This is a genomic window from Chryseobacterium sp. 22458 (assembly GCF_052044975.1).
Classification (GTDB): domain Bacteria; phylum Bacteroidota; class Bacteroidia; order Flavobacteriales; family Weeksellaceae; genus Chryseobacterium.
This window is the reverse complement of record NZ_JBQEOA010000004.1, coordinates 433,327-458,919: the sequence shown is the minus strand read 5'-3', so window position 1 is coordinate 458,919 and position 25,593 is coordinate 433,327. Positions and strand designations below refer to the sequence as shown.

Genomic DNA, 25,593 nt, shown 5'->3' with positions numbered 1-25,593 from the left:
GTTTTTTTATTTAATGAGAGTCTCCGGAAACAGTGGAGTAAGGTGGGTTGAAGCGAAAGAAAAGGCTTCTGGAAATATTATTTTCATCATGGTTATTAAAATTAGACAAAAATAATAAAATCTTAATAACTGTTAAAAAAATATATAAGAAAAAGACTCCAAAAATCATGGAGCCCTTTAATACTTTAAAAAGTACTATCCTAAAATTGCCCGTACAGGCTTAAAACAAAAATAATGAAAGATGATACGAAGCAGCTTATCTGAAAGGCTTCACGCTTTGATAATCATTATCATATATCTCTTGCTCCAAATTTAAAACAATTGAACAGACAAGTAATTCAAACAGCGTAGAATTAATACTAAGTCATTGTACAATTAATTCTACCGTATTATATCAATAAAAAAGACTTCATTTCTGAAGCCTTTGTTTTTTATTTTTCATTAGTCATTTGGAATTCTCTTACTGTCATAGGTATCACTTCCAAGTCCGAGCACCGGAATGAAAATAAATCCGAAAAGGAGAATCAGAATGGTATACAATGGTGTTTCTTTCCCAAAGCCCTTGGCAAGTCTGTCATAAACCACCCAGCAGGCAAAGATATTTACCAAAGGAATGCAGAATAAGATAAACCACCAGATTGGCTTCTTCACAATATCAAGCAATACGATGAGATTATAAATCGGGATAAAAGCTGCCCATGCATCTTGTCTTCCTGCTTTCTGGAAGATCTTATACATACAATATCCATAGAACAGATATACGAGTAAGCTCATGATCATTGTGCCGATACCTAGTCCTGCTGCGGCTGCACCTGAAACCGCATCTACCCCTTCATAAGGGTCTGTTTGTAAAAGAGTTAACATATTATTGTTTTTTTGGTTTATCCAAATATAAAAAAAGCTTCTAAATAATCAGAAGCTTTTTTATTATATTTTTAAGAAGGTTTATGCATCAATTTTTGCATATTTTGCATTCTTTTCAATGAACTCTCTTCTTGGTGGTACCTCATCTCCCATCAGCATTGAGAAAATACTGTCTGCTTCTACAGCATTGTCAATAGTAACCTGCTTCAGAATTCTGTGCTCAGGATTAAGAGTTGTTTCCCAAAGCTGTTCAGGGTTCATTTCTCCAAGACCTTTGTAACGTTGTACTTCCACACCTTTTCCGTCCGGAGACATTTCCAAAGTGAATTCTTCACGTTCTTTTTCGTTATAGGCGTATATTTTCTTATTTCCTTTTTTTAACAGATATAAAGGTGGCTGTGCAATGTAGATATAGCCGTTCTCAATAAGCTCCTTCATATATCTGAAGAAGAAAGTAAGGATCAGCGTAGAAATGTGAGAACCATCAATATCGGCATCGGTCATGATAACGATTTTATGGTATCTTAGTTTTGCCATATTTAATGCCTTGCTATCCTCCTCTGTTCCTACAGAAACGCCAAGCGCAGTATAAATATTTCTGATCTCTTCGTTATCATATACTTTGTGAAGCATAGATTTCTCTACGTTCAGAATTTTACCTCTTAGTGGTAGAATAGCCTGGAAGTGTCTGTCTCTCCCCTGCTTAGCAGTTCCTCCTGCGGAATCTCCCTCTACAAGGAAGATTTCAGATTCAGCCGGGTCTTTTGATGAACAGTCTGATAATTTCCCCGGAAGACCAGAACCTCCCATCGGAGATTTTCTCTGAACCATTTCACGGGCTTTTTTAGCAGCTTGTCTTGCCTTTGCAGCTAAAACAACTTTCTGAACAATGATTTTAGCTTCATTAGGGTTCTCTTCCAGGAAGTTGGTAAGCATTTCCCCTACAATTTTATCTACAGCACCGGAAACTTCAGAGTTACCTAGTTTTGTTTTGGTTTGCCCTTCAAACTGAGGTTCCATTACTTTTACAGAAACTACAGCTGTTAATCCTTCACGGAAGTCATCACCTGTAATTTCTACTTTTTCTTTTGCAGGAAGTCCCAATTCATCAGCATATTTCTTTAAAGTTCTTGTTAAAGCTCTTCTGAAACCTGCCAGGTGAGTACCTCCTTCATGGGTATTGATATTGTTTACGTAAGAGTGAAGATTTTCATTGAAAGAAGTATTATAACGCATTGCCACTTCTACAGGAATATCATCTCTTTCGCCTTCCATGAAGATCACGTGTTCCATAATAGATTCACGGTTACCGTCAATGTAAGCAACAAATTCTTTCAGACCCCCTTCAGAATGAAAAACTTCTGAACGGAAAGATCCGTCTTCCAATTTTTCTCTTTCATCGGTAAGCGTAATCGTAATCCCTTTGTTCAGGTAAGAAAGTTCTCTTAAACGGCTCGCTAATGTATCGTAATTGTAAATTAACTCTGTAAATATGGTATCATCCGGCTGAAAAAACTGTTTGGTTCCTCTTCTTTCACTTTGCCCGATTTCTTCAACACCTGTCTGTGCTTTTCCTCTGGAATAAATCTGCTGATAAACGTTTCCGTCTCTGTAAACCGTAGTGATCATCTCGTTGGAAAGTGCGTTCACACACGAAACCCCTACTCCGTGAAGACCTCCTGAAACCTTATAAGAGTCTTTATCAAACTTACCTCCGGCTCCAATTTTTGTCATTACAACTTCAAGGGCAGATTTCTGCTCTTTTTCGTGAAAATCAACCGGGATACCTCTACCATTATCACTTACTTCAATTCCGTTTCCTTCCTTGATGCTAACGAAGATTGTGTCGCAGAATCCTGCCAATGCCTCGTCAATAGAGTTATCTACTACTTCATAAACCAAGTGGTGAAGTCCTCTGACTCCTACATCACCAATGTACATTGAAGGACGCATACGAACGTGCTCCATTCCTTCCAATGCCTGAATACTACTAGCTGTATATTGTTTTTGACTCATATTAAATATTAAAAATCCTGCTCTATGCAAAGACTTACAAATATCGTGATTTTTTTCGAGGTATGAAAGTTAAAAAGTGTCAAAAAAATGTAGAGTTTTCTTAGTAAAAACAAAAGAAAAAGTATTCCTGTAAAAGATTCAAAATTAAAACGTATTGGTGAAATATCAACTGTTGTAAATCATATTCAACATCAATAATTTATACGTAAATTTATTTACTGAAAAGTTGATATTATGGATGATTTTATAGCAGCACGCGCCCAGATGGCACTTTCCCTGGGCTTTCATATCATATTCTCCTGCGTGGGTATGGTAATGCCTTTTCTGATGGCTTTTGCCCATTGGAAATACTTAAAGACCAATAATGAAGTGTATAAAGGACTTACAAAAGCATGGAGCAAAGGGGTGGCCATTCTGTTTGCTACCGGAGCTGTTTCCGGAACTATGCTTTCTTTTGAACTCGGGCTTCTGTGGCCTGGCTTTATGAAACATGCGGGTCCTATCTTCGGGATGCCGTTTTCTCTGGAAGGAACTGCTTTTTTTATTGAAGCTATTGCCATCGGATTCTTTCTATATGGCTGGGACAGATTTAACAAATGGTTCCACTGGTTCTGCGGCTTTCTTGTTGGGGTAAGCGGACTGGCTTCCGGAATTCTGGTGGTGGCAGCCAATGCCTGGATGAACTCCCCTGCAGGATTTGATTATATTAACGGACAATATCTTAATATAGATCCTATCAAAGCCATGTTCAATGATGCATGGTTTCCGCAGGCACTTCATATGACCGTTGCTGCGTTTTGTGCGACAGGTTTTGCCGTAGCAGGAGTTCATGCTTTTTTAATTATGAGAAAAAAGAATGTTGAATTCCATACCAAGGCTTTCAGAATTGCAGTAGGCTTTGCTCTTATCGGGGCATTCGGTGCTCCTCTGAGTGGTGATGTTGCAGCCAAATCCGTAGCGGAAAGGCAACCTATCAAATTAGCCGCTATGGAAGCACATTTTGAAACAGAGAAAGGGGCTTCATTTATTGTTGGCGGAATTCCGGATGAAAAAAACGAAGAAGTAAAATATGCCATCAAAATCCCTAAGGTTTTAAGTTTTCTTGTGAGCAATGATTTTAATGCTGAAGTAAAAGGGCTTAAAGATTTCCCAAGAGATGAATGGCCTCCGGTTGCAGTTGTACATTATTCTTTTCAGATCATGATTTTCTTTGGGGTCGTGATGATCTGTATAGGAGTTGTTTATTTATATGCATTTTTCTTTAAAAAGGAATGGCTGAATAAAAACTGGCTTTTAAAAACCTTCCTAATCGCAACTCCTTTTGGGTATATTGCTCTGGAAGCCGGATGGACGGTTACTGAAGTGGGAAGACAGCCATGGATTATCTACGGAATTATGAGAACGGTAGATGCTGTAACTCCTATGCCGGGAATACAGTATTCATTTTACTTTTTCACCGCTATTTTCGTATCATTATCGCTGATCCTTATTTTCCTTTTAAGAAGACAGATCCAGATGGTACCAAAACTTTATGATCCTACCGACCCTCAGTTTAACGATAAAAACAAAAAATCATGATTTACATTGTTATAGGCTTTCTATGGCTTTCCATCTGTCTTTATATTATCCTGGGAGGTGCTGATTTCGGAGCCGGTATTGTAGAGCTTTTCACAAATAAAAAAGCCCGTCATAAGACTCAGGAGATTATGTATGAATCTATTGCCCCGGTATGGGAAGCCAATCATATGTGGCTGATCATTGCAATTGTAATCCTTTTTGTAGGATTTCCTGAAATATATACAACCATGTCAACCTATCTCCATATTCCTCTGGTACTGATGCTGGTAGGTATTATTGCGAGAGGAACCGCATTTACTTTCAGACATTATGATGCGGTAAAGGATAACTGGCAGGTTCTATATACCCAAATCTTCTACTATGCGAGCCTTTTAACCCCTTTCTTTTTGGGATTAATTGCTGCAGCAACGGTTTCACATTCTATCAATCCTGATGCTGTAGGATTTCTGGATTTGTATGTATTCAGCTGGCTAAACTGGTTTGGAGTTTCTGTAGGTTTATTTACGGTAGCGCTTTGTGCCTATCTTGCTTCTATCTTTTCATTAAGAGAAACGCGTGATAAGGCCGATCTTTTATTAATGATCAGAAAATCCAAGCAGACGATGATCTTCGTGGTAATTACAGGTATTTTGGTATTTGTGACCGCTTATATTTCAGACATTCCCCTTTTGATGTGGGTATTTTCAAAGCCTTTGGGTATTATGGCGATTGCATTTGCTACGATTGCATTACTGCTTATTCTAAGAGCGATGAACCGTCAAAAACTACTTCCTGTGCGTGCGTTGGCAGGATTTCAGATGGTGATGATTCTGGTAGCAGCAACGTATCAGCATAATCCGGATATTATTTTATTAGGAAACGGACAGCATCTTTCATTGCTGGAACATATGGCTCCTGAAAAGACTATTGCTGCATTAGGATGGGCTTTAATGTTGGGCTCATTATTTATTCTTCCATTCTTATTTTATCTGATGGCTTCTTTCAGCAAATTGAGAAAATAGATGAAATATGCAGACTTATAAGGATAAAACGGAACTCATTAAAGAGCTCAAAAAAAGATATCTGCTCTATGATCAGGAGTTTAATGATATCAAAGAAGAGGAAAAAGATCTTCTGCAACCAGGAGTTGACAAAACTCCGTCCCAAAATATTTCCTATCAATTGGGTTGGACTCACCTCCTTTTACAATGGGAATCTGATGAAAGCAAAGGAATTGAAGTAAAAACTCCCACTCCTGATTATAAATGGAATAATTTAAAAGGATTATATCAATCATTCTATAAGCAGTATGATTCTTACAGTTTACAACAGCAGAGAGAACTGCTAAAAAATCAGGTAAGTGAAATTATAAAATGGATTGAAAGTCTTGACCACGAGACCTTATTTGTTCCAGAGCAGAGAAAGTGGGCAACAACAGCTGCAAAGTGGCCAGTATGGAAATGGATTCACATTAACACTGTAGCTCCGTTCACAAACTTCAGGACACAGCTTCGGAAATGGAAAAAAGAAAAAGGTACAGAATAGCTCTGTACCTTTTTCTTTTATCAAACTAGTAAAATTTTAATTACCAGGGTGTTAAATCTAAAATAGCAACCTCATTATGATTCAAAATTTCATATTCTTCTTTTTCCTCATTATATTTTAGAACTAACTGTTTATTAACCTTTAAATCCAGATCACATTTTGGTGTACTTAATGATGAAAGTCCCCAAGCTCTCACATACATATTTACAGGATAAATATAAACTTCATTTCTAAAACCAGAACCTTCTTCTAAATTGAGAGCCTTAAACTCAATTGCTTCAACCTCTTTTATCCTTTTCCCTTTTCTTGTTTTAAAATTTTCACTTAACAAATATTCAGTGACCCATTTTTGAATTGCCGCTTCTATTTTTATTTTTTCTTTTTCAAACATATATGATATTTATATACATATTTCAAAAACTTCACCAATGTTAGAAAAAAGACATTTTGTCATCTTAAAATAAAAAAGACCACCCAAAGGTAGTCTTTCATTATTTATCTTGATCAATTTAAGCCAGTTTCATCAAAAGGCTCTCATCAATCTTCTCTACTTTCACAATATTGTTCTTTGTCAGAGTTTTAGAAGCTTTATCCCATTTTTTACCGGATAACTGGCTTCTTTCTTTTACTTCAGCTAGAGACATTGCTTCTTCCTGAGAATTAAGAATTTCAAGGATTACTTTCTCATCTTCTCCCAATTCGATTTGTGGAACCGCTTTTTCAGGCCTCATCTGAGGGAAGAATAACACTTCCTGGATAGAGGCATTATTCGTTAAGAACATAATTAATCTGTCCATACCGATTCCTAATCCTGAAGTTGGCGGCATACCGTATTCCAGCGCTCTTAAGAAGTCCTGATCGATGAACATGGCTTCATCATCACCTCTTTCAGATAACGCCATCTGTGCTTCAAAACGCTCTCTTTGATCGATAGGATCATTAAGCTCTGAATATGCATTGGCAATTTCTTTACCACATACCATTAATTCAAAACGTTCTGTTAAGCCTTCTTTGCTTCTGTGTTTCTTTGTCAGTGGAGACATTTCAACCGGATAATCTGTAATGAAAGTCGGCTGGATGAAGTTTCCTTCACACTTTTCACCGAAAATCTCATCAATCAGTTTTCCTTTACCCATTGTTTCATTTACTTCGATACCGATAGACTTAGCGAAATCGTATAATTCCTTCTCAGTTTTTCCAGTAATATCAAATCCTGTATATTTCAGAATCGCTTCTGTCATGGAAACTCTTGGATAAGGAGCTTTCCAGTTGATCGTATGCTCACCGAAAGTAGATTCTGAATTTCCATTCACCTGAGTAGCACAGAATTCCAATAACTTCTCAGTGAAATCCATCATCCAGTTATAATCTTTGTAAGCTACATAGATTTCCATTGCTGTAAATTCCGGGTTGTGGGTTCTGTCCATCCCTTCATTTCTGAAGTTTTTAGAGAACTCATATACTCCGTCAAAACCACCTACGATCAGTCTTTTCAGATACAATTCGTTGGCAATTCTTAAATATAATGGAATATCCAAAGCATTGTGATGCGTAATAAAAGGTTTAGCTGCTGCTCCACCAGGAATCGACTGCAGGATTGGAGTTTCTACTTCAAAATACCCTGCATCGTTAAAGAAAGTTCTCATAGCATTGAACAGTTTTGTTCTCTTCACAAAAATTTCTTTTACCTGTGGATTTACTGTTAAATCTACATAACGCTGTCTGTATCTCAATTCAGGATCTGTAAACCCGTCATGTACTACTCCGTTTTCATCGGTTCTTGGTTGAGGAAGTGGACGAAGTGATTTCGTAAGAAGTACAAAATTCTTTACTAAAACAGTCTTCTCTCCTACCTGTGTGGTAAACAGCTCTCCTTCGATACCGATAATATCACCGATATCCAAAAGATGCTTGTATACTTCGTTGTATAATTCTTTATCTTCTCCAGGACAGATCTCGTCTCTGTTGAAGTAAACCTGGATTTTTCCTTTAGAATCCTGCAATTCTGCAAAAGAAGCCTTCCCTTGAATTCTGCGGGACATCAATCTACCGGCGATCTTTACCTGTTTACTTTCAGAAAAGTCCTGTTTTATAGATTCTGTAGTATCTGTAATGGTATACTCATCCGCAGGGAACGCATTAATCCCCATTTCAGTAAGCTTATTCAGCTTTTCTCTTCTAATGATTTCTTGTTCTGATAATTGCATTTCTTATTTTTCTAAAAGCGTACAAATTTATGCATTTTTGAGTTGACCGTCAATGAGTTTTTTCAGAAATTTTAAAATGTGAACAAGGAATGGAGTTGAGATAAGGCATATAAGGTATTGGAACCAATAATTAAAGTATTTAAACGCTGGGGTCGCAAAGATTATTATTAATATAATGAAAAAAAACGATAGCAAAGCCGTTTCACTTAGCAAAAAAACTCTGTCATTAGCTGAACGAAGTGCCGTTGCGAACAAAAAATAAAGTTTTATCATAATTACCTTGCGAACATAGCGTTTAAAACATTTATTGGACCAGTTCTGTAGAAGAATAATCTAAACCCTGGGGTCGCAAAGATTATTATTAATATAATGGAAAAAAAAACGATCACAAAGCCATTTCACTTAGCAAAAAAACGCTGTCATTAGCTGAACGAAGTGCCGTTGCGAACAAAAAAATAAAGTTTTATCATAATTACCTTGCGAACATAGCGTTTAAAACATTTATTGAACCAGTTCTGTAGAAGAATAACCTAACCGCTGGGGTCACAAAAATTATATTAATATAATGGAAAAAAACGATCGCAAAGCCGTTTCACTTAGCAAAAAGACGTTGTCATTAGCTGAACGAAGTACTGTTGCGAACAAAAAAATAAAGTTTTATCATAATTACCTTGCGAACATAGCGTTTAAAACATTTATTGGACCAGTTCTGTAGAAGAATAATCTAAACGCTGGGACCGCAAGATTATTATTAATATAATGGTAAAAAAACGATCGCAAAGCCGTTTCACTTAGCAAGTCACCCTATTATTAGTTAATTTAGTCTCGTAATTTGAGTTATCGTACTAGAAACTTTAAACTTTGAATATTAAATAAACCAAGTTTTCCTGTCTTTTTTAGGAATAAACGTCCAGGCAAGGATTCTGCTTACCTTTTGTCCCTGAGCCATATCAATAGTTTTCACCTCTAAGGCTTTGACTTTTTTTAAAAGATTAGTCAGTTTATTGAGATTATCATTTTTGGAAACCAGGCAGGTAAACCAAAGAACCTGAGATGAATACTGAACACTTTCATTAATCATTTTTGTGATAAATGCCAGCTCACCACCTTCACACCACAGCTCGGACTGTTGACCACTAAAGTTAAGAAGAGGTTTCGTTTTCTTTGATTTACTAAGGTTTTTTGTTTTCCTGATATTCCCTTTCATGGCAGATTCTTCGGAATCATGAAAAGGAGGATTGCACATGGTAAACGTAAATCTGTCGTCAGGACTGATGATATTGGTAAAAATATGATCAGCGTCAGGCTGACTTTTCAACTGAATGACAGTGGACAAATCTTCATTCTGGTCCAGAATATTCTGGGCATTTTTCAATGAATCCTGATTGATATCTGTTCCCAGCATTGTCCAGCCATAAGATCTGTAACTGATTAAAGGGTACACAAGGTTGGCTCCTGTCCCTATATCCAACCCTTTTACAGAATTTCCTGTCGGAATTGTATCTAGCTGTTCAGCTAAAAGATCTGCAATATAATGGACGTAATCTGCCCGTCCCGGAATGGGTGGACAAAGATTGGTATCGGGAATATCCCAGCCTTTAATGTTGTAGAAATGTAAGAGTAAAGCTTTATTAAGCAGCTTAACTGCTTTGGGAATACTGAAGTTAATGGTTGTCGTCTGATAAGCATTAACAAAAACATAGTGTTTCAGTTCCGGCACACAAGAAATAAGCTGATCAAAATCATAGGGATCACGATGCAGATTTCTTGTGTGCAGACTGGATTTTTCGGCAGACATACTTTATTTCTTCTGACTCAGGATATATTCTACCATTTTTTTGGCATCTTCTTTAGATACCTGTGGATGAGGAGCCATAGGAACACCTCCCCAAACTCCACTGCCACCTTCTATGATCTTGGAGGCCAGCAGCTCAATATCCTTATCGGAATATTTAGCGGCAATTTCCTGATAAGAAGGTCCTATCATTCTTTCATTCACAGAGTGACATCCTGAGCAGTCTAAAGTCTCCATGATCTGATCACCGGAAAGATTAGCTTTTGCAGGTTCTGAAACAGCAGCTGTTTCGGAAGATGATGCAACTTCTGCAGTATTTTCTTTTTTAGAACAGGAGAACATCAGAAAACCCAATGCACCTGTCAAAAGGAGTTTTTTCATTATTTTTTTGCTGTAGAGTCTGTTTTAGCAGCTTCAGGAGCAGGTGTAGCCGGAGTTGCAGCAGCCGGAGCAGCAGTTTTAGCTGTAGAATCTACAACAGTAGTAGTTTCAGGCTCTTCAAGCATGGTGTTGCTGTCTTGTAATGTGTGGTCAACTTTTTTAGAACAGTTTACAACTAATAAACCTCCGATAAATGCAATTGCTAATACTTTTTTCATTGTTTTCTAATTTGGTAGCAAAAATATAAAAAATAAACTTTTAAACTTATGATAAATGTTTTCTTTGAAAGAAATTTTAAAGGTATGTACAGACAGTGATGATAAAAAAATAATTCAAAATGAAGGGAAAATTAAATAAGCTGATTATTTTTGTGTAATCAATCATAGAGATTAAAACAACAGTATCTAATTTAAAAACTTATGACCACAAAAAATTTATTTAAAGCCGCCCTGGCCGGCACTTTGTTATCCGGTATTGTATCCTGTGACAATTCTTCATCAGATCCTCAGGCTTCGGACTATCCCGATAAAATAGAATCCGTAACCTTATTAAAAGCAACAAAATCATGGGATGGTACTACTTACGGCAGCTATCCGGCCGGTCAACCGGAAATATCGGTTCTTAAAATTGCAGTTCCCCCCAATTCTGCCCTGGATTGGCATAAACACGCTGTCATTAATGCAGCTTATGTGGAAAAAGGCGAAATCCAGATCGAAAGAAAAGAAGACGGAAAAACCCAGTGGGTAAAGAGAGGACAGGTACTTCCGGAAGTCGTCAATACTGCACACAGAGGTAAAACAGGAGACCAGGGTGCTATCCTGATCGTTTTCTACAGCGGAACAACAGGCCTTCCGATCACAGAGCCTGTACATTAGAATTATAAATGCTAGGTTCACAAAGAAATTTGATTGAAAAACGATTATATCCGGGCACAAAGCCACTTTCATACAGCAAAAAAAAGCTCAGTAAATCCTTTGAAAAGCCTTTGTGAGCCCAGCGTTTAAAAAGTTATTTCTATATGAAAAGATAATAGTACATTTAAACATGATTTTGATTTCAAAAATTCTGTTTTTTACCAGTCATCATGGTTTTTACACTGTGATCATTATCCTTTTATTTTTTGTTATGCTGTCGTATCTGACAAAAAAAGCATGGCTTCTGATTCCGGTCATTCCACTGGCTGTTTTAAATGGATTTGGCGGGCAGTTCCTGAATGCCTGGTTTTTGAATCAATACGGAGTGGAAAGTACCGCCATTATTACTTCAGATGTAGAAACCAACTCTACCTTGAATGATATGTACATCCACGATTATGAAGCTATTGTCAGAAAACAGGACGGAAAATATGTCTCAACATTCTTTTCGACCACTACAGCAGCCATTTATCCGATTGAAAATGCGATCAGGATCCCGAGAACGGAAGTACCATTCCCGGTCAAGTACATCCCCGGATATGAAAAGAATATCGTAATCCTCTACACACAGTCTGAAGAAGGAAAAGCAGCCGAAAGGTACTCAAAACTGGCTCCTGTAAATTCTGCCAAAATCAAATATGAAGCAGACAGAAGCAATAAAGAATTTGTTGAGGAATATATTTCTGCTTTGGAAGAGTATACAGCCTCGTATCATGATGAAGAGTATGAAACAAAACTCCGTGAACTGAAACAGGAACTTGAACATTTGAAATAGACTTTTTGACAGGCAGTTTCAAAATTTTTCACTTTTTTATTTTTTGTATTAAAAAAATTTATAATTTTGTCACATGTTTAACATGAGCAACAATATTTGGTGGTGGCTTTCAAACTCTTCGTCGGGTCTGGAAGGATTGTCATGTTATTAACTGTACAGCAGAAATAATCAAAATAAACAATATATAGGCTTTGACGGATACCGTTGAAGCCTTTTTTTATTCCTTTAATCTAAAAAAATACAACAGCAGATGTTTACTGATACAATCAAAATAAAAACCGTTTCGAAAAAAACTCTGGGAGACCTTCACACTCCCATGAATATTTACCTTAAAATCAGGGATAAATTCAGAGATACCATTCTTCTGGAGAGTTCCGATTCAAAAAGTATTGACAATAATTTTTCCTTCATCGCCATCAATGCCATCGCCGGAATTGAGGTAAAAAACCTTAGTGAGTATGAAATTAAGCTTCCTGATTCCGCTCCGGTAAAGCATCAGATCATGGAACGCAGTATCACGGATATATTTGAGGATTTCCGTAAAACCTTTGAATGTGAAAAAACCAGTGACCCGATAGAGCAGACTGCCCAGAGCCTTTTTGGATATACCAGTTTTGAAGCGGTACAGTTCTTTGAAAATATCAATTTAAAAGCACAGAGTCCGGAGGTGGAAATTCCGGTTTTAAGATACAGGCTGTACCAATATGTAATTGCCATCAATCACTTTAATGATGAGATGTACCTTATTGAAAACCAGATCAGCGGAATAAAGTCTGAGTTTCACCTGCTGGAAAACCTTATCAAGAATCAGAATACTCCGGTTTACCCTTTTGAAAAGAATGGCCAGGAAACGTCAAACATTACCGCCGAAGAGTATATCGAACTGGTAAAAACGGCTCAGAAGCACTGTATGAGAGGTGATGTTTTTCAATTGGTTTTAAGCAGAAGATTTGAGCAGAAATTTAAAGGTGATGAATTTAATGTGTACAGGGCTTTAAGAAATATCAATCCTTCCCCTTACCTTTTTTATTTTGATTACGGAAGCTATAAATTATTCGGATCAAGCCCTGAAAGCCAGCTGATTATTAAAAACAACAAAGCCATCATTCATCCTATTGCCGGAACATCAAAAAGAACGGGGAATTTTGAGACCGATCTTCAGGCCATTGAAGCTTTAAAAGCCGATCCTAAAGAAAATGCAGAACACACCATGCTGGTAGACCTTGCGAGAAATGATCTGGGGAAACTCGGAAGCAATGTTACGGTTACCAAACTTAAAGAAATACAGCTGTTCTCTCACGTGATTCATATGGTAAGCGAGGTAACTGCAGATGTTGCCGAGGATATCAATCCTCTTGAAATGGTTTCTGCTACCTTTCCTCAGGGCACATTAAGCGGAGCCCCAAAACATAAAGCCCTTCAGCTGATCAATCAATATGAAAAAGACTCCCGCGGATATTATGGCGGTTGTATAGGAATGATCGGATTAAACGGAACCTGCAATCAGGCGATTATGATCAGAACATTTTTAAGCAAAAACAATACGCTGTATTATCAGGCAGGAGCAGGTCTTGTAGCCAAGTCAGTTCCTGAAAATGAACTGCAGGAAGTGAACAATAAACTGAATGCATTGAAAAAAGCTGTAGAAAAAGCTGAAAAAATCGTAGAAAAATAACAGTTACCCCCTTAAAAAACAAAAAAATGAGCAACTCTATAAATACTCCATCGGCATCTAAAGTTCTGGTATTTGATAACTATGACAGCTTTACATATAACCTGGTTCAGATTATTGAAAGGATCTTAAACCGGAAAGTGGATGTGGTGAGAAATGATAAAATAACTCTGGAAGAAATAGACCAATATGACAAGATCATTCTTTCTCCAGGCCCTGGAATTCCGGAAGAAGCAGGTATTTTGCTGGATCTGATTAAGGCTTATGCTCCAACTAAAAGTATTCTGGGAGTATGCCTGGGTCAGCAGGCCATTGCCGAAGCCTTCGGAGGAAGCCTGATCAACCTTTCTGAAATCTTTCATGGCGTGGCCACCACTACAGACCTTGTAAAAGAAAATACAAAGCTATTTAAGGACCTGAATTCAGGAATTGAAGTGGGAAGATACCACAGCTGGGCTGTAAATCCTGATAATTTCCCTGAAGAACTGGAAATTACAGCAATCGATAAAGACGGAATGATCATGGCCCTACAGCACAGAACCTATGATGTACACGGAGTACAATTCCATCCTGAAAGTATTTTGACTCCTGACGGAGAAGTAATCATCAAAAATTTTCTTCTGTCATGAAAACAACAGCAACTTTACCCACAATAAAAACCCCACAAATGAAAGAAATACTGCAATACCTGTTTAATCATCATACACTCTCAAAATCCGAGGCCAAAGCCATGATGATCGAAATTGCTCAGAATAAATTCAATGCTGCTGAAGTGACGGCTTTCATCAGTGTCTTTCTGATGCGGAATATTACCCTGAACGAGCTGGAAGGTTTCAGAGAAGCCCTTTTTCAGATGGCAGTACCTGTAGATCTGGATGCCAGTGATGCCATTGACATCGTAGGAACCGGAGGTGACGGAAAAAACACAATCAATATATCAACATTGGCCAGCTTTGTAGTGGCCGGAGCCGGGCAGAAGGTAACAAAACATGGGAATTACGGGGCTTCTACCACTACAGGCTCTTCCAATGTGCTGGAAGAACTGGGGTATCAGTTTAAAAACAATACAGAGCAGCTGAATGAAGATCTCAACAGAGCTAACATCTGCTTTCTACATGCTCCTTACTTCCACCCTGCCCTGCAATCCGTCGGGTTATTGAGGAAATCCCTGGGATTAAGAACTTTCTTTAATCTGTTAGGCCCATTAGTCAATCCTGCAAAACCTCAGTTTTCAATGATCGGGGTTTACAATCTGGAGATTGCAAGGATCTATCAGTATCTTCTTCAGAAAGAAAACCGTGAATTTATTCTGATACACGGGCTGGACGGCTATGATGAGATCAGCTTAACCCACGACAGTAAAATTATTACCAAAAGTGGTGAGAATATCTATTCTGCAGAAGATCTTGGTTTTAATCCTGTAACTCTGGACGATATTAAAGCGGGCAACAGCATTCAGGAAACGGCAGGAATCTTTACAGATATCCTGCAAGGTAAAGGAAGTGAACAGCAAAATTCCGTGGTTCTGGCCAACGCATCCACAGCGCTTTATCATACAGGAAAATTTGGAACTTATAACGACTGTCTTCTTCTTGCTCAGGAAAGCCTGCAAAGCGGAAAAGCATTAAAGAGCTTTGAACTTTTAATTAATGCATAAGAATCCAACGGTTAAATAATTTTTAAGCACAAAAATGACAATACTCGATACCATTATTAAAAGAAAAAAAGAAGAAGTAACAGCAGCAAAATCTGCCATTTCTGTGGAACGATTAAAAGACACTGAGTTTTTCAGAAGAGATACTTATTCTCTCAAGGCATCTGTAAAAAATAAAAACGGAATTATTGCCGAATTTAAAAGACAGTCTCCATCAAAAGGTATCATCAATAATACTGTTCAGCCTCTGGAAGTTGTTTCTGCTTACGAAAAATTCGGGGCCAGCGGGATTTCCATCTTAACGGACCAGGATTTCTTCGGAGGAAATCTGAATGATATTGTAAGTGTAAGAAATCAGATCAATATTCCTGTTCTCCGAAAAGACTTTATGATTGATGAATATCAGTTTTATGAAGCCAAAAGTATAGGTGCAGATGCTGTATTATTGATTGCAGCCTGTCTTTCTCCTGATCAGGTTCAGGAATTTACAGAGCTGGCTCATGAACTGAACATGGAGGTTTTGCTGGAAATTCACACGGAAGAAGAGCTAAAACATTTTAATTCAAAGATTGATCTGGTGGGAATTAATAACAGGAATTTAAAAGATTTCAAAGTAGACCTCCAGCACTCTGTTCAGCTTAAAAATCTGCTTCCGAAAGAAGTTTTGTCTGTTGCTGAAAGCGGGATTTACCATCTTGATGATTTTAAATTTTTGAAAGAAAAAGGTTTTGACAGTTTCCTGATGGGAGAATATTTCATGAAAAATACAAATCCTGCCAAAGTATTTGAAGAATTTTCCACACACATCTGAAAAATGAACTGGAAACATAATGACAGTACAATCGCTAATCCATCATTATATTTATGAACCATCAGCATCACTCTAAATTAAAAGTCTGCGGTTTAACACAACCAGACCAGATTCAGGAACTCATAACGATGAAAGTCGATTTTCTGGGTTTCATTTTCTATGAAAGATCACCAAGATACGTTCTGAATCATTTGACATTGGACGATATTTCAAAGATTAATCATCAGGGGAAAACAGGTGTTTTTGTCAATGAAAAAATAGATAAAGTGGTCGAAATTGCTGAAAAAGCCCGTCTTAATATGATTCAGCTTCACGGTGATGAGGATCCAGGATTTATCAGAAGTTTAAAGGAAACGCTTCCTGAACTACAAATTATAAAAGTAATCAGAATCAATTCCGGAATTTTAAAAGATGAAGAATCTCTTATTAATTTTAAACATCAGTTTTCCGAGTCAATTGGCTCCACTCAGAATGCTATTGACTTTATCCTTTTTGATACTGATTCAAAAGCTTTCGGAGGTACAGGACATGCTTTTGACTGGAATATTCTGCAACAACTGGAACTGAACAAACCCTATTTTCTGAGCGGCGGCATTTCAGAAGAAAACATAGATGATATAGAAAAATTACATCCCCAACCTTTTGCATTGGATATCAATTCAAAATTTGAGACAGAACCCGGCAATAAAGACATTAGCAAGATTAAAAGATTCATGTCTATATTGTCCGAAGATACCAACAGGACGATGTAACTCCAAATTGGACATCGTTCAATAATTAAAAAACACAAAAGCTCTTTGCTAACTTGAACATATAAAACCTATCTTATGAGATATCAGATTAAATCAACAGACGAATTGACAGAGAATGAAATAGAGCATATTCTTCAGCTTTGGGATATTGATATATGGAATAAGATGAAAACCGATTATTTCCGGACGTTTTTCAAAGATTCGGAATTTCATTTCCTGCTGGATGCCGGTGAAAACATACTGGCCTTGCTCCGGGTTAATTTTGATTTTACTCTGGAGATTTTTGGGAAAAGGTTTCCTTTTGCAGAAGCAGTCGGTCTGGTTTCTGCTCACAGGAAAAAAGGTTATGGTGCTCAATTGGTTCGTCATTTCAGGGATCATGTTACGCTGCAAAAGATGGAGACAATAGGATTCTGTCATCAGGAACTTCGTCCGTTCTACGAAAAATGCAATATTGAGATAGTATATGATAAAGCTAAAATGATCAAAGAAAGTATAGGCTCAGAATGGATCAATTCCGAAGACGATGATATTTTGATTTTTAATGTTTCCCGGGAGAGAAAAGAACTGCTGAGACAGTTGAATGCACAAAACAATGCTTATTTAATCACTAAAGAATAAAAAAATGAATTATAAAAACCCCGATGAAAATGGATATTATGGAGATTTTGGAGGTGCTTTCATCCCCGAAATGCTGTATCCTAATGTAGAAGAGTTACAGAAAAACTATCTTGAGATCATAGAATCTGAAGATTTTCAGAATGAATATCAGGATCTGCTTACCCATTATGTGGGCCGGGCCACTCCTCTTTATCTGGCTAAAAACCTAAGTAAGAAATATAAAACCCAGATCTATCTGAAAAGAGAAGACCTCAACCATACCGGAGCTCACAAGATCAATAATGCTTTGGGGCAGGTTTTACTGGCAAAACGTTTAGGTAAAACCAGGATTATTGCTGAAACCGGAGCCGGGCAGCATGGAGTGGCTACGGCTACGGCCTGTGCTTTATTGGGTCTTGAATGCATTGTCTACATGGGTGAGATCGATATTCAGAGACAGGCACCGAACGTGGCAAGGATGAAAATGCTGGGAGCGGAAGTAGTTGCAGCCACTTCAGGATCAAAAACCCTGAAAGATGCTGTAAACGAGGCTCTTAGAGACTGGATCAACAATCCTGTTACGACTCATTATGTCATTGGAAGTGTGGTAGGTCCCCATCCTTTCCCGGATCTTGTAGCAAGATTTCAGAGCATCATTTCAAAGGAAATCAGAGAACAGCTGAAAGAGAAGACCGGAAGAGAAAATCCTGATTATGTGATTGCCTGTGTAGGAGGCGGAAGTAATGCTGCCGGAACTTTTTATCATTTTGTAGAGGAAAAGGACGTTAAAATTATTGCTGCAGAAGCCGGAGGTCTGGGAGTGGATTCAGGAAAGTCTGCCGCCACTACATTTTTGGGAACACTGGGAGTTTTGCATGGAAGCAAAAGTCTTGTGATGCAGACAGCAGATGGGCAGGTTATAGAACCCCACTCTATCTCTGCGGGATTAGACTATCCTGGAATCGGGCCTTTTCATGCGCATTTATTTAAAGAAAAACGTGCTGAATTCTTTAGCATTAATGATGATGAAGCCCTGAAATGTGCTTTTGAACTGACCAGGCTGGAAGGAATTATCCCGGCTCTGGAAAGTTCTCACGCTCTGGCTGTACTGGATAAAAAGCAGTTTAATGAAGACGATATCATTGTTATCTGCCTGAGTGGCCGTGGTGATAAGGATATGGAAACGTATCTTAAAGAAATTAGAAGTTAGATACTAGAAATTAGTAAATATTACCTAATAAAAAGTATTCACCTTCTAACCTCTAACTTCTAACTTCTAACTTCTATAATAAAAAAATGAAAAAACTAAATATATATTTCACAGCAGGTATCCCGCAACTGGATGATACTGCTGCTATCATACAGCTGATTCAGGATTCAGGAGCAGATATGATCGAGATCGGTATGCCCTATTCTGACCCGGTAGCAGACGGCCCTGTCATTCAGAAGGCCCACGAACTGGCATTACAGAACGGAATGACCATTGAGAAGCTTTTCTCCCAATTAAAAACAATCAAAAATAAGATCAGGGTTCCTGTCATTTTAATGGGGTATATTAATCCCGTATTAAGTTTCGGATTTGAAAGATTTTGCCGGGAATGCTCAGAAAGTGGGGTCTCAGGATTAATCCTTCCGGATCTCCCTCCTATTGAATTTGAGAAAAATTATCAGCAGATTTTAAAAAAATACAATCTTAATTTTACATTTCTGGTTACCCCTGAAACATCGGATGAAAGAATTCAATATCTTGATTCATTAAGCTCAGGGTTTCTGTATGCTGTAAGCTCTTCTTCTACAACAGGAAATGAAAATGCCGTTTTGAAGAATGAAAATTATCTCTCCAGATTATCCGGACTTCCGCTTAAAAATCCGGTGATGATCGGGTTCGGAATCAAGTCTAGGGAAGATTTTGAAAATGTCACGGAAAAAGCAGCCGGAGGAATCATTGGAACAGCCTTCGTAAATATTTTACTGCAGCATAAAGACTGGAAGAAGAATGCCATAGATTTTATCCATTCCATAAAAGGGTAAAATTCACTAAATTTGTATATCAAAAAATGGTATGAATACAAATCAAAATAAAGCAGTAGAATTTGAGGATTTAGGGGTAAAGGAATATCAGCCCGCCTGGGATTATCAGGAAAAACTGATGAAAGATATTATCGATACCAAGATAAAAAACCGTGATCTGCCTGCCGAACAGCATATTACAACTCCCAACCACCTTCTTCTGGTAGAGCACCCACATGTGTACACTTTGGGAAAAAGCGGACATGAGGAAAACATGCTTGCCGGTATGGATAAACTGAAGGAACTGGAAGCTACCTATGTAAAAACCAACCGTGGGGGCGATATTACTTATCACGGATACGGACAGATCGTTGGATATCCTGTTCTGGATCTTGAAAACTTCTTCACTGATATCCATTTATATATGAGAAATCTGGAAGAGGTGATCATCAGAACGATTGGTGAATACGGACTGAAAGGAGAACGCTCTTCAGGAGAAACCGGAGTATGGCTGGATGTAGGAAAACCTTATGCCAGAAAGATCTGTGCTATGGGGGTAAAAGCTTCCCGATGGGTAACCCTTCATGGTTTTGCGCTGAATGTCAATACGGATATGCGGTATTTTGAATACATTATCCCATGCGGAATTAAAGACAAGCAGGTGACTTCCCTGAAAAGAGAGCTTGAAAGAGAGCTTACCCCGGAAGAAATGGAAGATATCAAGGCAAAGATCAGAAAACATTTTGCCGATGTATTCCAGGCCGAATTGATTTACAAATAAAAGAAATAAAAACACCAGTTTCAGGATTTGAAACTGGTGTTTTGCTTAAAGAATAGGCGAATGTCTTCATTCTTTACTGCTTACTATTTTTGAAACCTATTTTTCTATAAAGACAGCCTGTCAGACCACAAATCTCCCATCTCAATCATAAGGATTATCAAGTATTTTAAATTTTTATTAAAAAATATTTGCCTGTATTTTAAATTTTGTTACTTTTATTATCACAAAATTGTGAACTATTATTGATTTAATAATTCATAAAAAACACCACTAATCAAAACTTATGAGAATTATGAAAAAATTCATTTTATCCATGATGGTATTCGTGACGGTTCTGTCATTCAATGCCTGCGCTGATTCAAGCGCCAATCAAGAACAAAATTTAACATCTAAAGAGGCTGGCGAAATTGCAATGAAAGATTTCGGCAGAACTGTCCCGGTAGGGATAGAAAAAGAGAATGGAAAGTTTAAGGTTTCATTTATGGTCAGTGCCCAACCTTATGAAATAGCGGACACTCAAGAAAATGAAAGCTATATTTCTATGATCAGACAGGCTGTAAAAGATGAATCTCCGGTTCATATTTTCCTGAAAAACAATTCTAACGAGATTGCAAAAGTAGAGAAAGCTACAGAGGAAGACATCCGTTATTTCAGATCTGTTCTTACTAAAGAAGTTCAGGAAGAAAGCAGAAAATTAACAAGTGTTATTCCTAACCTGGCCACTTTGAACAGCTTATTTACTCAGATCAAGAACCAGGCATGCGGTACCTCTACAGCCTCTTCACCTTGTATCACATTCAGATATCCTGTAGACGGATGCTATGCAAGAGCACACAAAATGAGACAGATCCTGATCAATGCAGGCTATGACTGTGAGAAGCAGTTCGTATACGGAAACCTTAGAGCTTCTACAGGTACCTGCTGCGTATCGTGGGTTTATCACGTTGCCATTCTTGTAAGCTTTAAAAATGCATCAGGAGTTGTTGAAAAAAGAATCATAGATCCTTCATTGTTCTCAAGCGGACCTGTAACTGATGCGGCATGGAGAGCGGCATGTACCAATACTTCATGCGGATCTGCTTCTGTTTCTTCCTATGCCAATACGGCTGGAAATGTTTATTACAGAAGCCCTTCAGGATCTTTATTGTATGACAACAATTATGTGAACACCAATTGTGTACTGACTAAATTTTCAGCACTTTCCGGATGTTCTCCTTCCCCGGCTCCTAATGTATCAAGCTGCGGATTCTAATTAACTTCTATAAAACTCCTGCAGTAAATCTGTACTGCGGGAGCTTTTTATTTAATATATTGCGATATGAAACTCTGGAACTATCTCTTATTACTCTTTATTATGATTACATCATGCTCCGGAAATTCCGGTTCACAAAACCTGACATGGTATAACAATTCCACCATTACCAATATTCTTGAAGACCCTGACAAGCCGAATGAAGTTGTACGGATTGCTATCGGAATTAGCGCTCAGGTATTTTATATTTCAAAAAAATCACCGGATTATAATGCTCTCTTTGAAAAGGCAAAACAAAGCTATAAGCAAGGTAAGGCATTCAATATAGGGATTGAAAACAAAACCAATATCATAAAGCAGATCAATGAAGTAAAAAAATAGTCACTGATCGACGTTGATAACAAATTCAATTATTTATCTGATCACGGAAATTCCGGCATCCACTTTCACTTCTGCTCCATGAATGTATGAAGCATCTTCCGAAGCCAGAAACAGTACTACACTGGCAATTTCCGACGGTTCTCCCTGTCTCTTAAAAGGTATGGTAGGAATGATATTTTCAATGGCACTTTCAATCTGCCCGGAAGTCAGACCCGTATTATTAAAAATATTGGTTTTAATATGTCCCGGACTCACTCCGTTTACCCGTATTCCACGCTCTGTAAGTTCTACAGCAAATGTTTTGATGAAAGACTGAACTGCTGATTTTGCCGCTGAATATACTGAAAAGTTAGGCATGGCAATTTCAGTAGCTACCGATGTATTAAAGATCACAGAGCTGCCGCTTTTCATCAGGGGCAAAACCTGCTGAACCGTAAAAAAAGATCCTTTTACCAGCATATTGAACAGTTCATCAAAGTGATTTCCGTCAACATGCTCCACCGGAGCAAATCTACCATATCCTGCATTGGCAAAAACCCAATCGATCTGATCCGTATATTTTCTGATTTCCTGCTGCAGATTCATCAGATCACTCATGTTTCCTGCATCTGAAACAATCCCGAAAGCTTTTTCGCCCAGTTTTTCCAAAGCTCTGTTTACTGTTTCTTCACTCCTTCCCGTAATGATCACTCTTCCTCCCTCCTCAATCATTTTCTTTGCGGTGGCCAATCCCATTCCGTTGGTTCCTCCGGTAATTAATGCTGTTTTGTTGTTAAATCTCTGCATTGTTTTAGTATTAAAATTCTGATACAAAGATTGACATATTGCAGCGCCCAAAAAATCCGGATCTTGCGGAAAATCATAAATTTAAAAAAGTTAAAAAATTGATGACAATAAAATTTTTCAAAATTAAATTGCACACAATATAAATTATTGTATATTTGCAATGTTATTTTAATCCAAAAAATAAAATCTAGGATTTTTATAATCACCAAGTAGTTTAATTTAAAACAAAAAGAAAATGTCATTAATAGAAAATCTGAACTGGAGACATGCCGTAAAAGCATATGATCCTACAAAAAAAGTTTCATCCGAAGACTTAAATACCATTTTAGAAGCAGCAAGATTAGCCCCTACTTCTTCAGGATTACAGCCTTTCCGTATCATAGTTGTTGAAAATCAGGAACTGAAAGAAAAAATGGTTGCAGGTGCTTTAAACCCCGAAGTAATGAGAGACTCTTCTCATGTTCTGGTTTTTGCTGCATGGGACAGCTATTCTGATGAAAAAATCGATAAGGTTTACGATTACCATACCGATGTAAGAGATCTTCCAAGAGGCCGCTTCGGAAGCTATACCGATAAAATCAAGGAAATGTACGGTGCTCAGACTCCGGAACAGCACTTTGCCCACACTGCCCGCCAGACCTATATTGCATTAGGAATTGCCCTTGCACAGGCCGCAGAGCTTAAAATCGACAGTACTCCGGCAGAAGGTTTTAACAATGCTGTAGTAGACGAAGTACTGGGATTGAAAGAATCAGGGTTGAAAAGTGTAAGCCTTTTATATCTTGGATATCGTGATGAGGCCAATGACTGGCTTTCCAATATGAAAAAAGTCCGTATCCCAATGGATGAATTTATCATAAAAAAGTAATACCTTCATCGAATCTTTCGTACCCTTACTCTATGGAAAATTCAAATACCCCTAAATTAGAAAACCAGATCTGCTTCCCTTTATATGTGATTGCCAAAGAGATCACCGGACTTTACCGTCCTTTTCTTGATGAGCTGGACATCACTTATCCTCAGTACCTTGTGATGATGGTATTATGGGGCGGCGACGGTCTTACCGTAACCCATATCGGTGAAAAGCTGTTTCTGGATAGCGGAACACTGACTCCGCTTCTCAAAAGGCTTGAAGCCAAAGGGTTTATCATAAGAAAAAGAAAAAAAGAAGACGAAAGAGTAGTTGAAGTATTTTTAGCAGATGCCGGAAAGCAATTACAGAAAAAAGCCTGTGAAATTCCCGGAAAAATACAGGAAAGACTTGGCATACAACCGGAAGAGCTCCTGCATCTCAAAGACACCGTACTGAAAATATTAAACAAAATAGAAAATAAATGAAAACGTTATATACCACAAAAGTCACTGCCACAGGCGGAAGAAACGGCCATGTAAAAAGTGAAAACGGAGTGCTGGACCTTGAAGTAAGAATGCCGAAAGGTTTAGGCGGAGCCAATGACGACTTTACCAATCCTGAGATGCTTTTTGCTGCGGGATACTCGGCTTGCTTTGACAGTGCACTGAACAGGGTGATCAGCTTAGCCAAAGTAAAGACCGGCGAAACGAAGGTTACGGCTCAGATCAGCATAGGCCAGCTTGAAAACGGAGGTTTCGGATTGGCAGCAGAGCTTGATGTCAATATTCCCGGAGTTTCTCTTGAGGAAGCACAGGCATTAACAGAAAAAGCGCATCAGATCTGTCCGTATTCTAATGCTACAAGAAACAATATGGAGGTGAAACTTTCAGTAACCAACAACGATTAATCCAATTTTTTTAAGCATAATTATAGCGAAAGGAGCTGTTTTTTATCAAAACAGCTCCTTTTATTTTTACTTTAATCATAGATTTTTAAAGATGAAGACAAGCTGTTGAATGCATTGTTTTTTCTTAAACGCAAAGTTTAATTTTGATCATGCTGTATTTTTAAGAGAGCTAAGAATGCATCGATTTTCAATCGATTTGATGAAGGTGAATCCGTAGCAGCTCTGCTGCACTCATTACTCATTACTCATTACTCATTACTCATATTTCATCTTCTGTTCAGATCACTTTTCTGATAGGCATCTACCTTTTTATAAGAATCGTTTTTTTCTTTTTCTTTTTTATCGGAAATCAGAATTCCGAATAGGTGATCAATCTCGTGCTGGAAAATGACAGCAGTAAATCCTTCTACAATTTCAGAATATTTCTGACCTTTCAGATCCACATATTCCAGCTGAATGACTTTACTTCTGTAAAACTGATCTCTGAAATCAGGGATAGACAAATCACCTTCCGGGCCCAGGTTCTGCAAATCTGACTTCCAGACGATCACAGGATTGATAAAGTATTCCAACGGTGTACCTTCTTTATCGAAACGCTGTACCCAGATAATCCTCCTGTTGATTCCTACCTGTGGTGCGGCAATACCTACTCCTCCATCTGTTGAGAGAAGAGATTCTTTCATTCTTTTTACCAGGACTGCTGTATTCGGATCAAGTGGATCGGCTTCTGTAGAAAGGCTCAGTAAGGTTTTGTGCTGGTGGCTGTCTGTGGTCTGGTAAATTGGCAATGCTGTGTTCGCATCTCCCTGGTTAATGATAGAGAGTTCGTTTGAAGTCAGTTTTTGAGCATGGGCCAAGCCAATAAAAAGGATCAGCAGAGCAGACAGATTTTTCATATTTTTTTGAATGTTGTACAAAGGTAAATATTGTGAGGTAAAAATACTTCATGAGCGTGGCTTAATTCTTTGCTGAAAATTTTTAAACTCGTTGTTAAGTTTTGGCTAAAGCCTATGGAATTTTTTCTATAAAAAAACGGGCTAAAGCCCGTTACTATTGAATTGTGAAATGATTCATCATTAT

General features: G+C 37.9%; 28 protein-coding genes. 19 read left to right on the top strand and 9 right to left on the bottom strand.

All coding sequences use genetic code 11. The annotated features are described in order from the left end of the window. Positions 1-441: 441 nt before the first annotated feature. Together ACTJJF_RS16395 and gyrB are read right to left on the bottom strand one after the other, a co-directional pair. Entirely contained in the window at positions 442-864 is a 423-nt protein-coding gene (locus ACTJJF_RS16395; protein ID WP_312299550.1) for a DUF5684 domain-containing protein, read from the bottom strand. An 81-nt stretch (positions 865-945) separates the two neighbouring features. Beyond that, the gene (gyrB, locus tag ACTJJF_RS16390; RefSeq protein ID WP_312299552.1) at positions 946-2,880 is read right to left on the bottom strand and encodes a DNA topoisomerase (ATP-hydrolyzing) subunit B; all 1,935 of its coding nucleotides are present in this window, start codon (positions 2,878-2,880) and stop codon (positions 946-948) included. A 234-nt stretch (positions 2,881-3,114) separates the two neighbouring features. Here gyrB and ACTJJF_RS16385 point away from each other — a divergent pair, with 234 nt between their 5' ends. Genes ACTJJF_RS16385 through ACTJJF_RS16375 form a run of 3 tightly spaced genes read left to right on the top strand, consistent with a single transcriptional unit; the run spans position 3,115 to position 5,982 of the window. After that, complete coding sequence (locus ACTJJF_RS16385; protein ID WP_440700324.1) at positions 3,115-4,458, top strand: cytochrome ubiquinol oxidase subunit I; 1,344 nt, start codon at positions 3,115-3,117, stop codon at positions 4,456-4,458. Further along, the gene (locus tag ACTJJF_RS16380; RefSeq protein WP_440700323.1) at positions 4,455-5,459 is read left to right on the top strand and encodes a cytochrome d ubiquinol oxidase subunit II; all 1,005 of its coding nucleotides are present in this window, start codon (positions 4,455-4,457) and stop codon (positions 5,457-5,459) included. The genes ACTJJF_RS16385 and ACTJJF_RS16380 overlap by 4 nt, the downstream gene beginning before the upstream one ends. A gap of 7 nt (positions 5,460-5,466) precedes the next feature. Further along, positions 5,467-5,982 (top strand): ClbS/DfsB family four-helix bundle protein, encoded by a 516-nt coding sequence (locus ACTJJF_RS16375; protein WP_440700322.1) that lies wholly within the window; start codon positions 5,467-5,469, stop codon positions 5,980-5,982. A 40-nt stretch (positions 5,983-6,022) separates the two neighbouring features. Here ACTJJF_RS16375 and ACTJJF_RS16370 read toward each other — a convergent pair whose 3' ends face one another. The 5 genes from ACTJJF_RS16370 to ACTJJF_RS16350 form a co-directional block, all read right to left on the bottom strand. Further along, positions 6,023-6,373 carry a hypothetical protein gene (locus ACTJJF_RS16370; protein WP_440700321.1) on the bottom strand — a complete coding sequence of 117 codons (351 nt, stop codon included), beginning with the start codon at positions 6,371-6,373 and terminating at the stop codon, positions 6,023-6,025. Between the two features lie 118 nt (positions 6,374-6,491). Next, a complete protein-coding gene (lysS, locus tag ACTJJF_RS16365; RefSeq protein ID WP_440700320.1) occupies positions 6,492-8,189 on the bottom strand; it encodes a lysine--tRNA ligase in 1,698 nt (565 codons plus the stop codon). 868 nt (positions 8,190-9,057) lie between these two features. After that, positions 9,058-9,987 carry a 23S rRNA (adenine(1618)-N(6))-methyltransferase RlmF gene (rlmF, locus tag ACTJJF_RS16360; protein WP_440700319.1) on the bottom strand — a complete coding sequence of 310 codons (930 nt, stop codon included), beginning with the start codon at positions 9,985-9,987 and terminating at the stop codon, positions 9,058-9,060. Positions 9,988-9,990: 3 nt separating this feature from the next. Further along, positions 9,991-10,365 (bottom strand): c-type cytochrome, encoded by a 375-nt coding sequence (locus ACTJJF_RS16355; protein ID WP_312299566.1) that lies wholly within the window; start codon positions 10,363-10,365, stop codon positions 9,991-9,993. After that, positions 10,365-10,583, bottom strand: a complete 219-nt coding sequence (locus ACTJJF_RS16350) for a hypothetical protein (RefSeq protein ID WP_312299568.1) — start codon at positions 10,581-10,583, stop codon at positions 10,365-10,367. Before ACTJJF_RS16350 ends, ACTJJF_RS16355 begins: the two co-directional genes overlap by 1 nt. A gap of 201 nt (positions 10,584-10,784) precedes the next feature. Between ACTJJF_RS16350 and ACTJJF_RS16345 the strand changes: the two genes are divergently transcribed. The 13 genes from ACTJJF_RS16345 (at position 10,785) to ACTJJF_RS16285 (ending at position 21,967) form a co-directional block, all read left to right on the top strand. Then, a complete protein-coding gene (locus ACTJJF_RS16345) occupies positions 10,785-11,240 on the top strand; it encodes a cupin domain-containing protein (RefSeq protein WP_440700318.1) in 456 nt (151 codons plus the stop codon). A gap of 169 nt (positions 11,241-11,409) precedes the next feature. Next, positions 11,410-12,054: a hypothetical protein gene (locus ACTJJF_RS16340; protein ID WP_440700317.1), complete on the top strand. Its 645-nt coding sequence runs from the start codon at positions 11,410-11,412 to the stop codon at positions 12,052-12,054. Between the two features lie 250 nt (positions 12,055-12,304). Next, complete coding sequence (locus ACTJJF_RS16335; RefSeq protein ID WP_312299573.1) at positions 12,305-13,729, top strand: anthranilate synthase component I family protein; 1,425 nt, start codon at positions 12,305-12,307, stop codon at positions 13,727-13,729. 26 nt (positions 13,730-13,755) lie between these two features. Then, on the top strand, positions 13,756-14,355 hold the full coding sequence (locus tag ACTJJF_RS16330; RefSeq protein WP_312299575.1) for an anthranilate synthase component II: 600 nt from the start codon (positions 13,756-13,758) through the stop codon (positions 14,353-14,355). 38 nt (positions 14,356-14,393) lie between these two features. Continuing rightward, the gene (gene trpD, locus ACTJJF_RS16325) at positions 14,394-15,383 is read left to right on the top strand and encodes an anthranilate phosphoribosyltransferase (RefSeq protein WP_440700470.1); all 990 of its coding nucleotides are present in this window, start codon (positions 14,394-14,396) and stop codon (positions 15,381-15,383) included. A gap of 34 nt (positions 15,384-15,417) precedes the next feature. Further along, positions 15,418-16,191 carry an indole-3-glycerol phosphate synthase TrpC gene (gene trpC, locus ACTJJF_RS16320; RefSeq protein ID WP_440700316.1) on the top strand — a complete coding sequence of 258 codons (774 nt, stop codon included), beginning with the start codon at positions 15,418-15,420 and terminating at the stop codon, positions 16,189-16,191. A 53-nt stretch (positions 16,192-16,244) separates the two neighbouring features. Beyond that, positions 16,245-16,943, top strand: coding sequence for a phosphoribosylanthranilate isomerase (locus tag ACTJJF_RS16315; protein ID WP_312299579.1), 699 nt, complete (start codon positions 16,245-16,247; stop codon positions 16,941-16,943). A 75-nt stretch (positions 16,944-17,018) separates the two neighbouring features. Next, positions 17,019-17,564 (top strand): GNAT family N-acetyltransferase, encoded by a 546-nt coding sequence (locus ACTJJF_RS16310; RefSeq protein WP_312299581.1) that lies wholly within the window; start codon positions 17,019-17,021, stop codon positions 17,562-17,564. Positions 17,565-17,568: 4 nt separating this feature from the next. Continuing rightward, a complete protein-coding gene (trpB, locus tag ACTJJF_RS16305) occupies positions 17,569-18,753 on the top strand; it encodes a tryptophan synthase subunit beta (protein ID WP_312299583.1) in 1,185 nt (394 codons plus the stop codon). Between the two features lie 86 nt (positions 18,754-18,839). After that, a complete protein-coding gene (trpA, locus tag ACTJJF_RS16300; RefSeq protein WP_312299585.1) occupies positions 18,840-19,574 on the top strand; it encodes a tryptophan synthase subunit alpha in 735 nt (244 codons plus the stop codon). 31 nt (positions 19,575-19,605) lie between these two features. Next, the gene (gene lipB / locus ACTJJF_RS16295; protein WP_312299587.1) at positions 19,606-20,334 is read left to right on the top strand and encodes a lipoyl(octanoyl) transferase LipB; all 729 of its coding nucleotides are present in this window, start codon (positions 19,606-19,608) and stop codon (positions 20,332-20,334) included. 292 nt (positions 20,335-20,626) lie between these two features. Continuing rightward, entirely contained in the window at positions 20,627-21,586 is a 960-nt protein-coding gene (locus ACTJJF_RS16290; RefSeq protein WP_312299591.1) for a protein-glutamine glutaminase, read from the top strand. 66 nt (positions 21,587-21,652) lie between these two features. After that, positions 21,653-21,967, top strand: a complete 315-nt coding sequence (locus tag ACTJJF_RS16285; RefSeq protein ID WP_312299593.1) for a hypothetical protein — start codon at positions 21,653-21,655, stop codon at positions 21,965-21,967. Between the two features lie 33 nt (positions 21,968-22,000). Here ACTJJF_RS16285 and ACTJJF_RS16280 read toward each other — a convergent pair whose 3' ends face one another. Continuing rightward, positions 22,001-22,753 (bottom strand): SDR family oxidoreductase, encoded by a 753-nt coding sequence (locus tag ACTJJF_RS16280; RefSeq protein WP_440700315.1) that lies wholly within the window; start codon positions 22,751-22,753, stop codon positions 22,001-22,003. 235 nt (positions 22,754-22,988) lie between these two features. Between ACTJJF_RS16280 and ACTJJF_RS16275 the strand changes: the two genes are divergently transcribed. The 3 genes from ACTJJF_RS16275 to ACTJJF_RS16265 are packed head-to-tail and all read left to right on the top strand — an operon-like array spanning position 22,989 to position 24,513. Next, entirely contained in the window at positions 22,989-23,621 is a 633-nt protein-coding gene (locus ACTJJF_RS16275) for an NAD(P)H-dependent oxidoreductase (protein ID WP_312299597.1), read from the top strand. Positions 23,622-23,653: 32 nt separating this feature from the next. After that, positions 23,654-24,091, top strand: a complete 438-nt coding sequence (locus ACTJJF_RS16270) for a MarR family winged helix-turn-helix transcriptional regulator (RefSeq protein WP_312299599.1) — start codon at positions 23,654-23,656, stop codon at positions 24,089-24,091. Next, complete coding sequence (locus ACTJJF_RS16265; RefSeq protein WP_312299601.1) at positions 24,088-24,513, top strand: organic hydroperoxide resistance protein; 426 nt, start codon at positions 24,088-24,090, stop codon at positions 24,511-24,513. Before ACTJJF_RS16270 ends, ACTJJF_RS16265 begins: the two co-directional genes overlap by 4 nt. A 266-nt stretch (positions 24,514-24,779) precedes the next feature. Here ACTJJF_RS16265 and ACTJJF_RS16260 read toward each other — a convergent pair whose 3' ends face one another. Beyond that, on the bottom strand, positions 24,780-25,409 hold the full coding sequence (locus tag ACTJJF_RS16260) for a peptide deformylase (RefSeq protein ID WP_440700314.1): 630 nt from the start codon (positions 25,407-25,409) through the stop codon (positions 24,780-24,782). Positions 25,410-25,593: the final 184 nt, after the last annotated feature.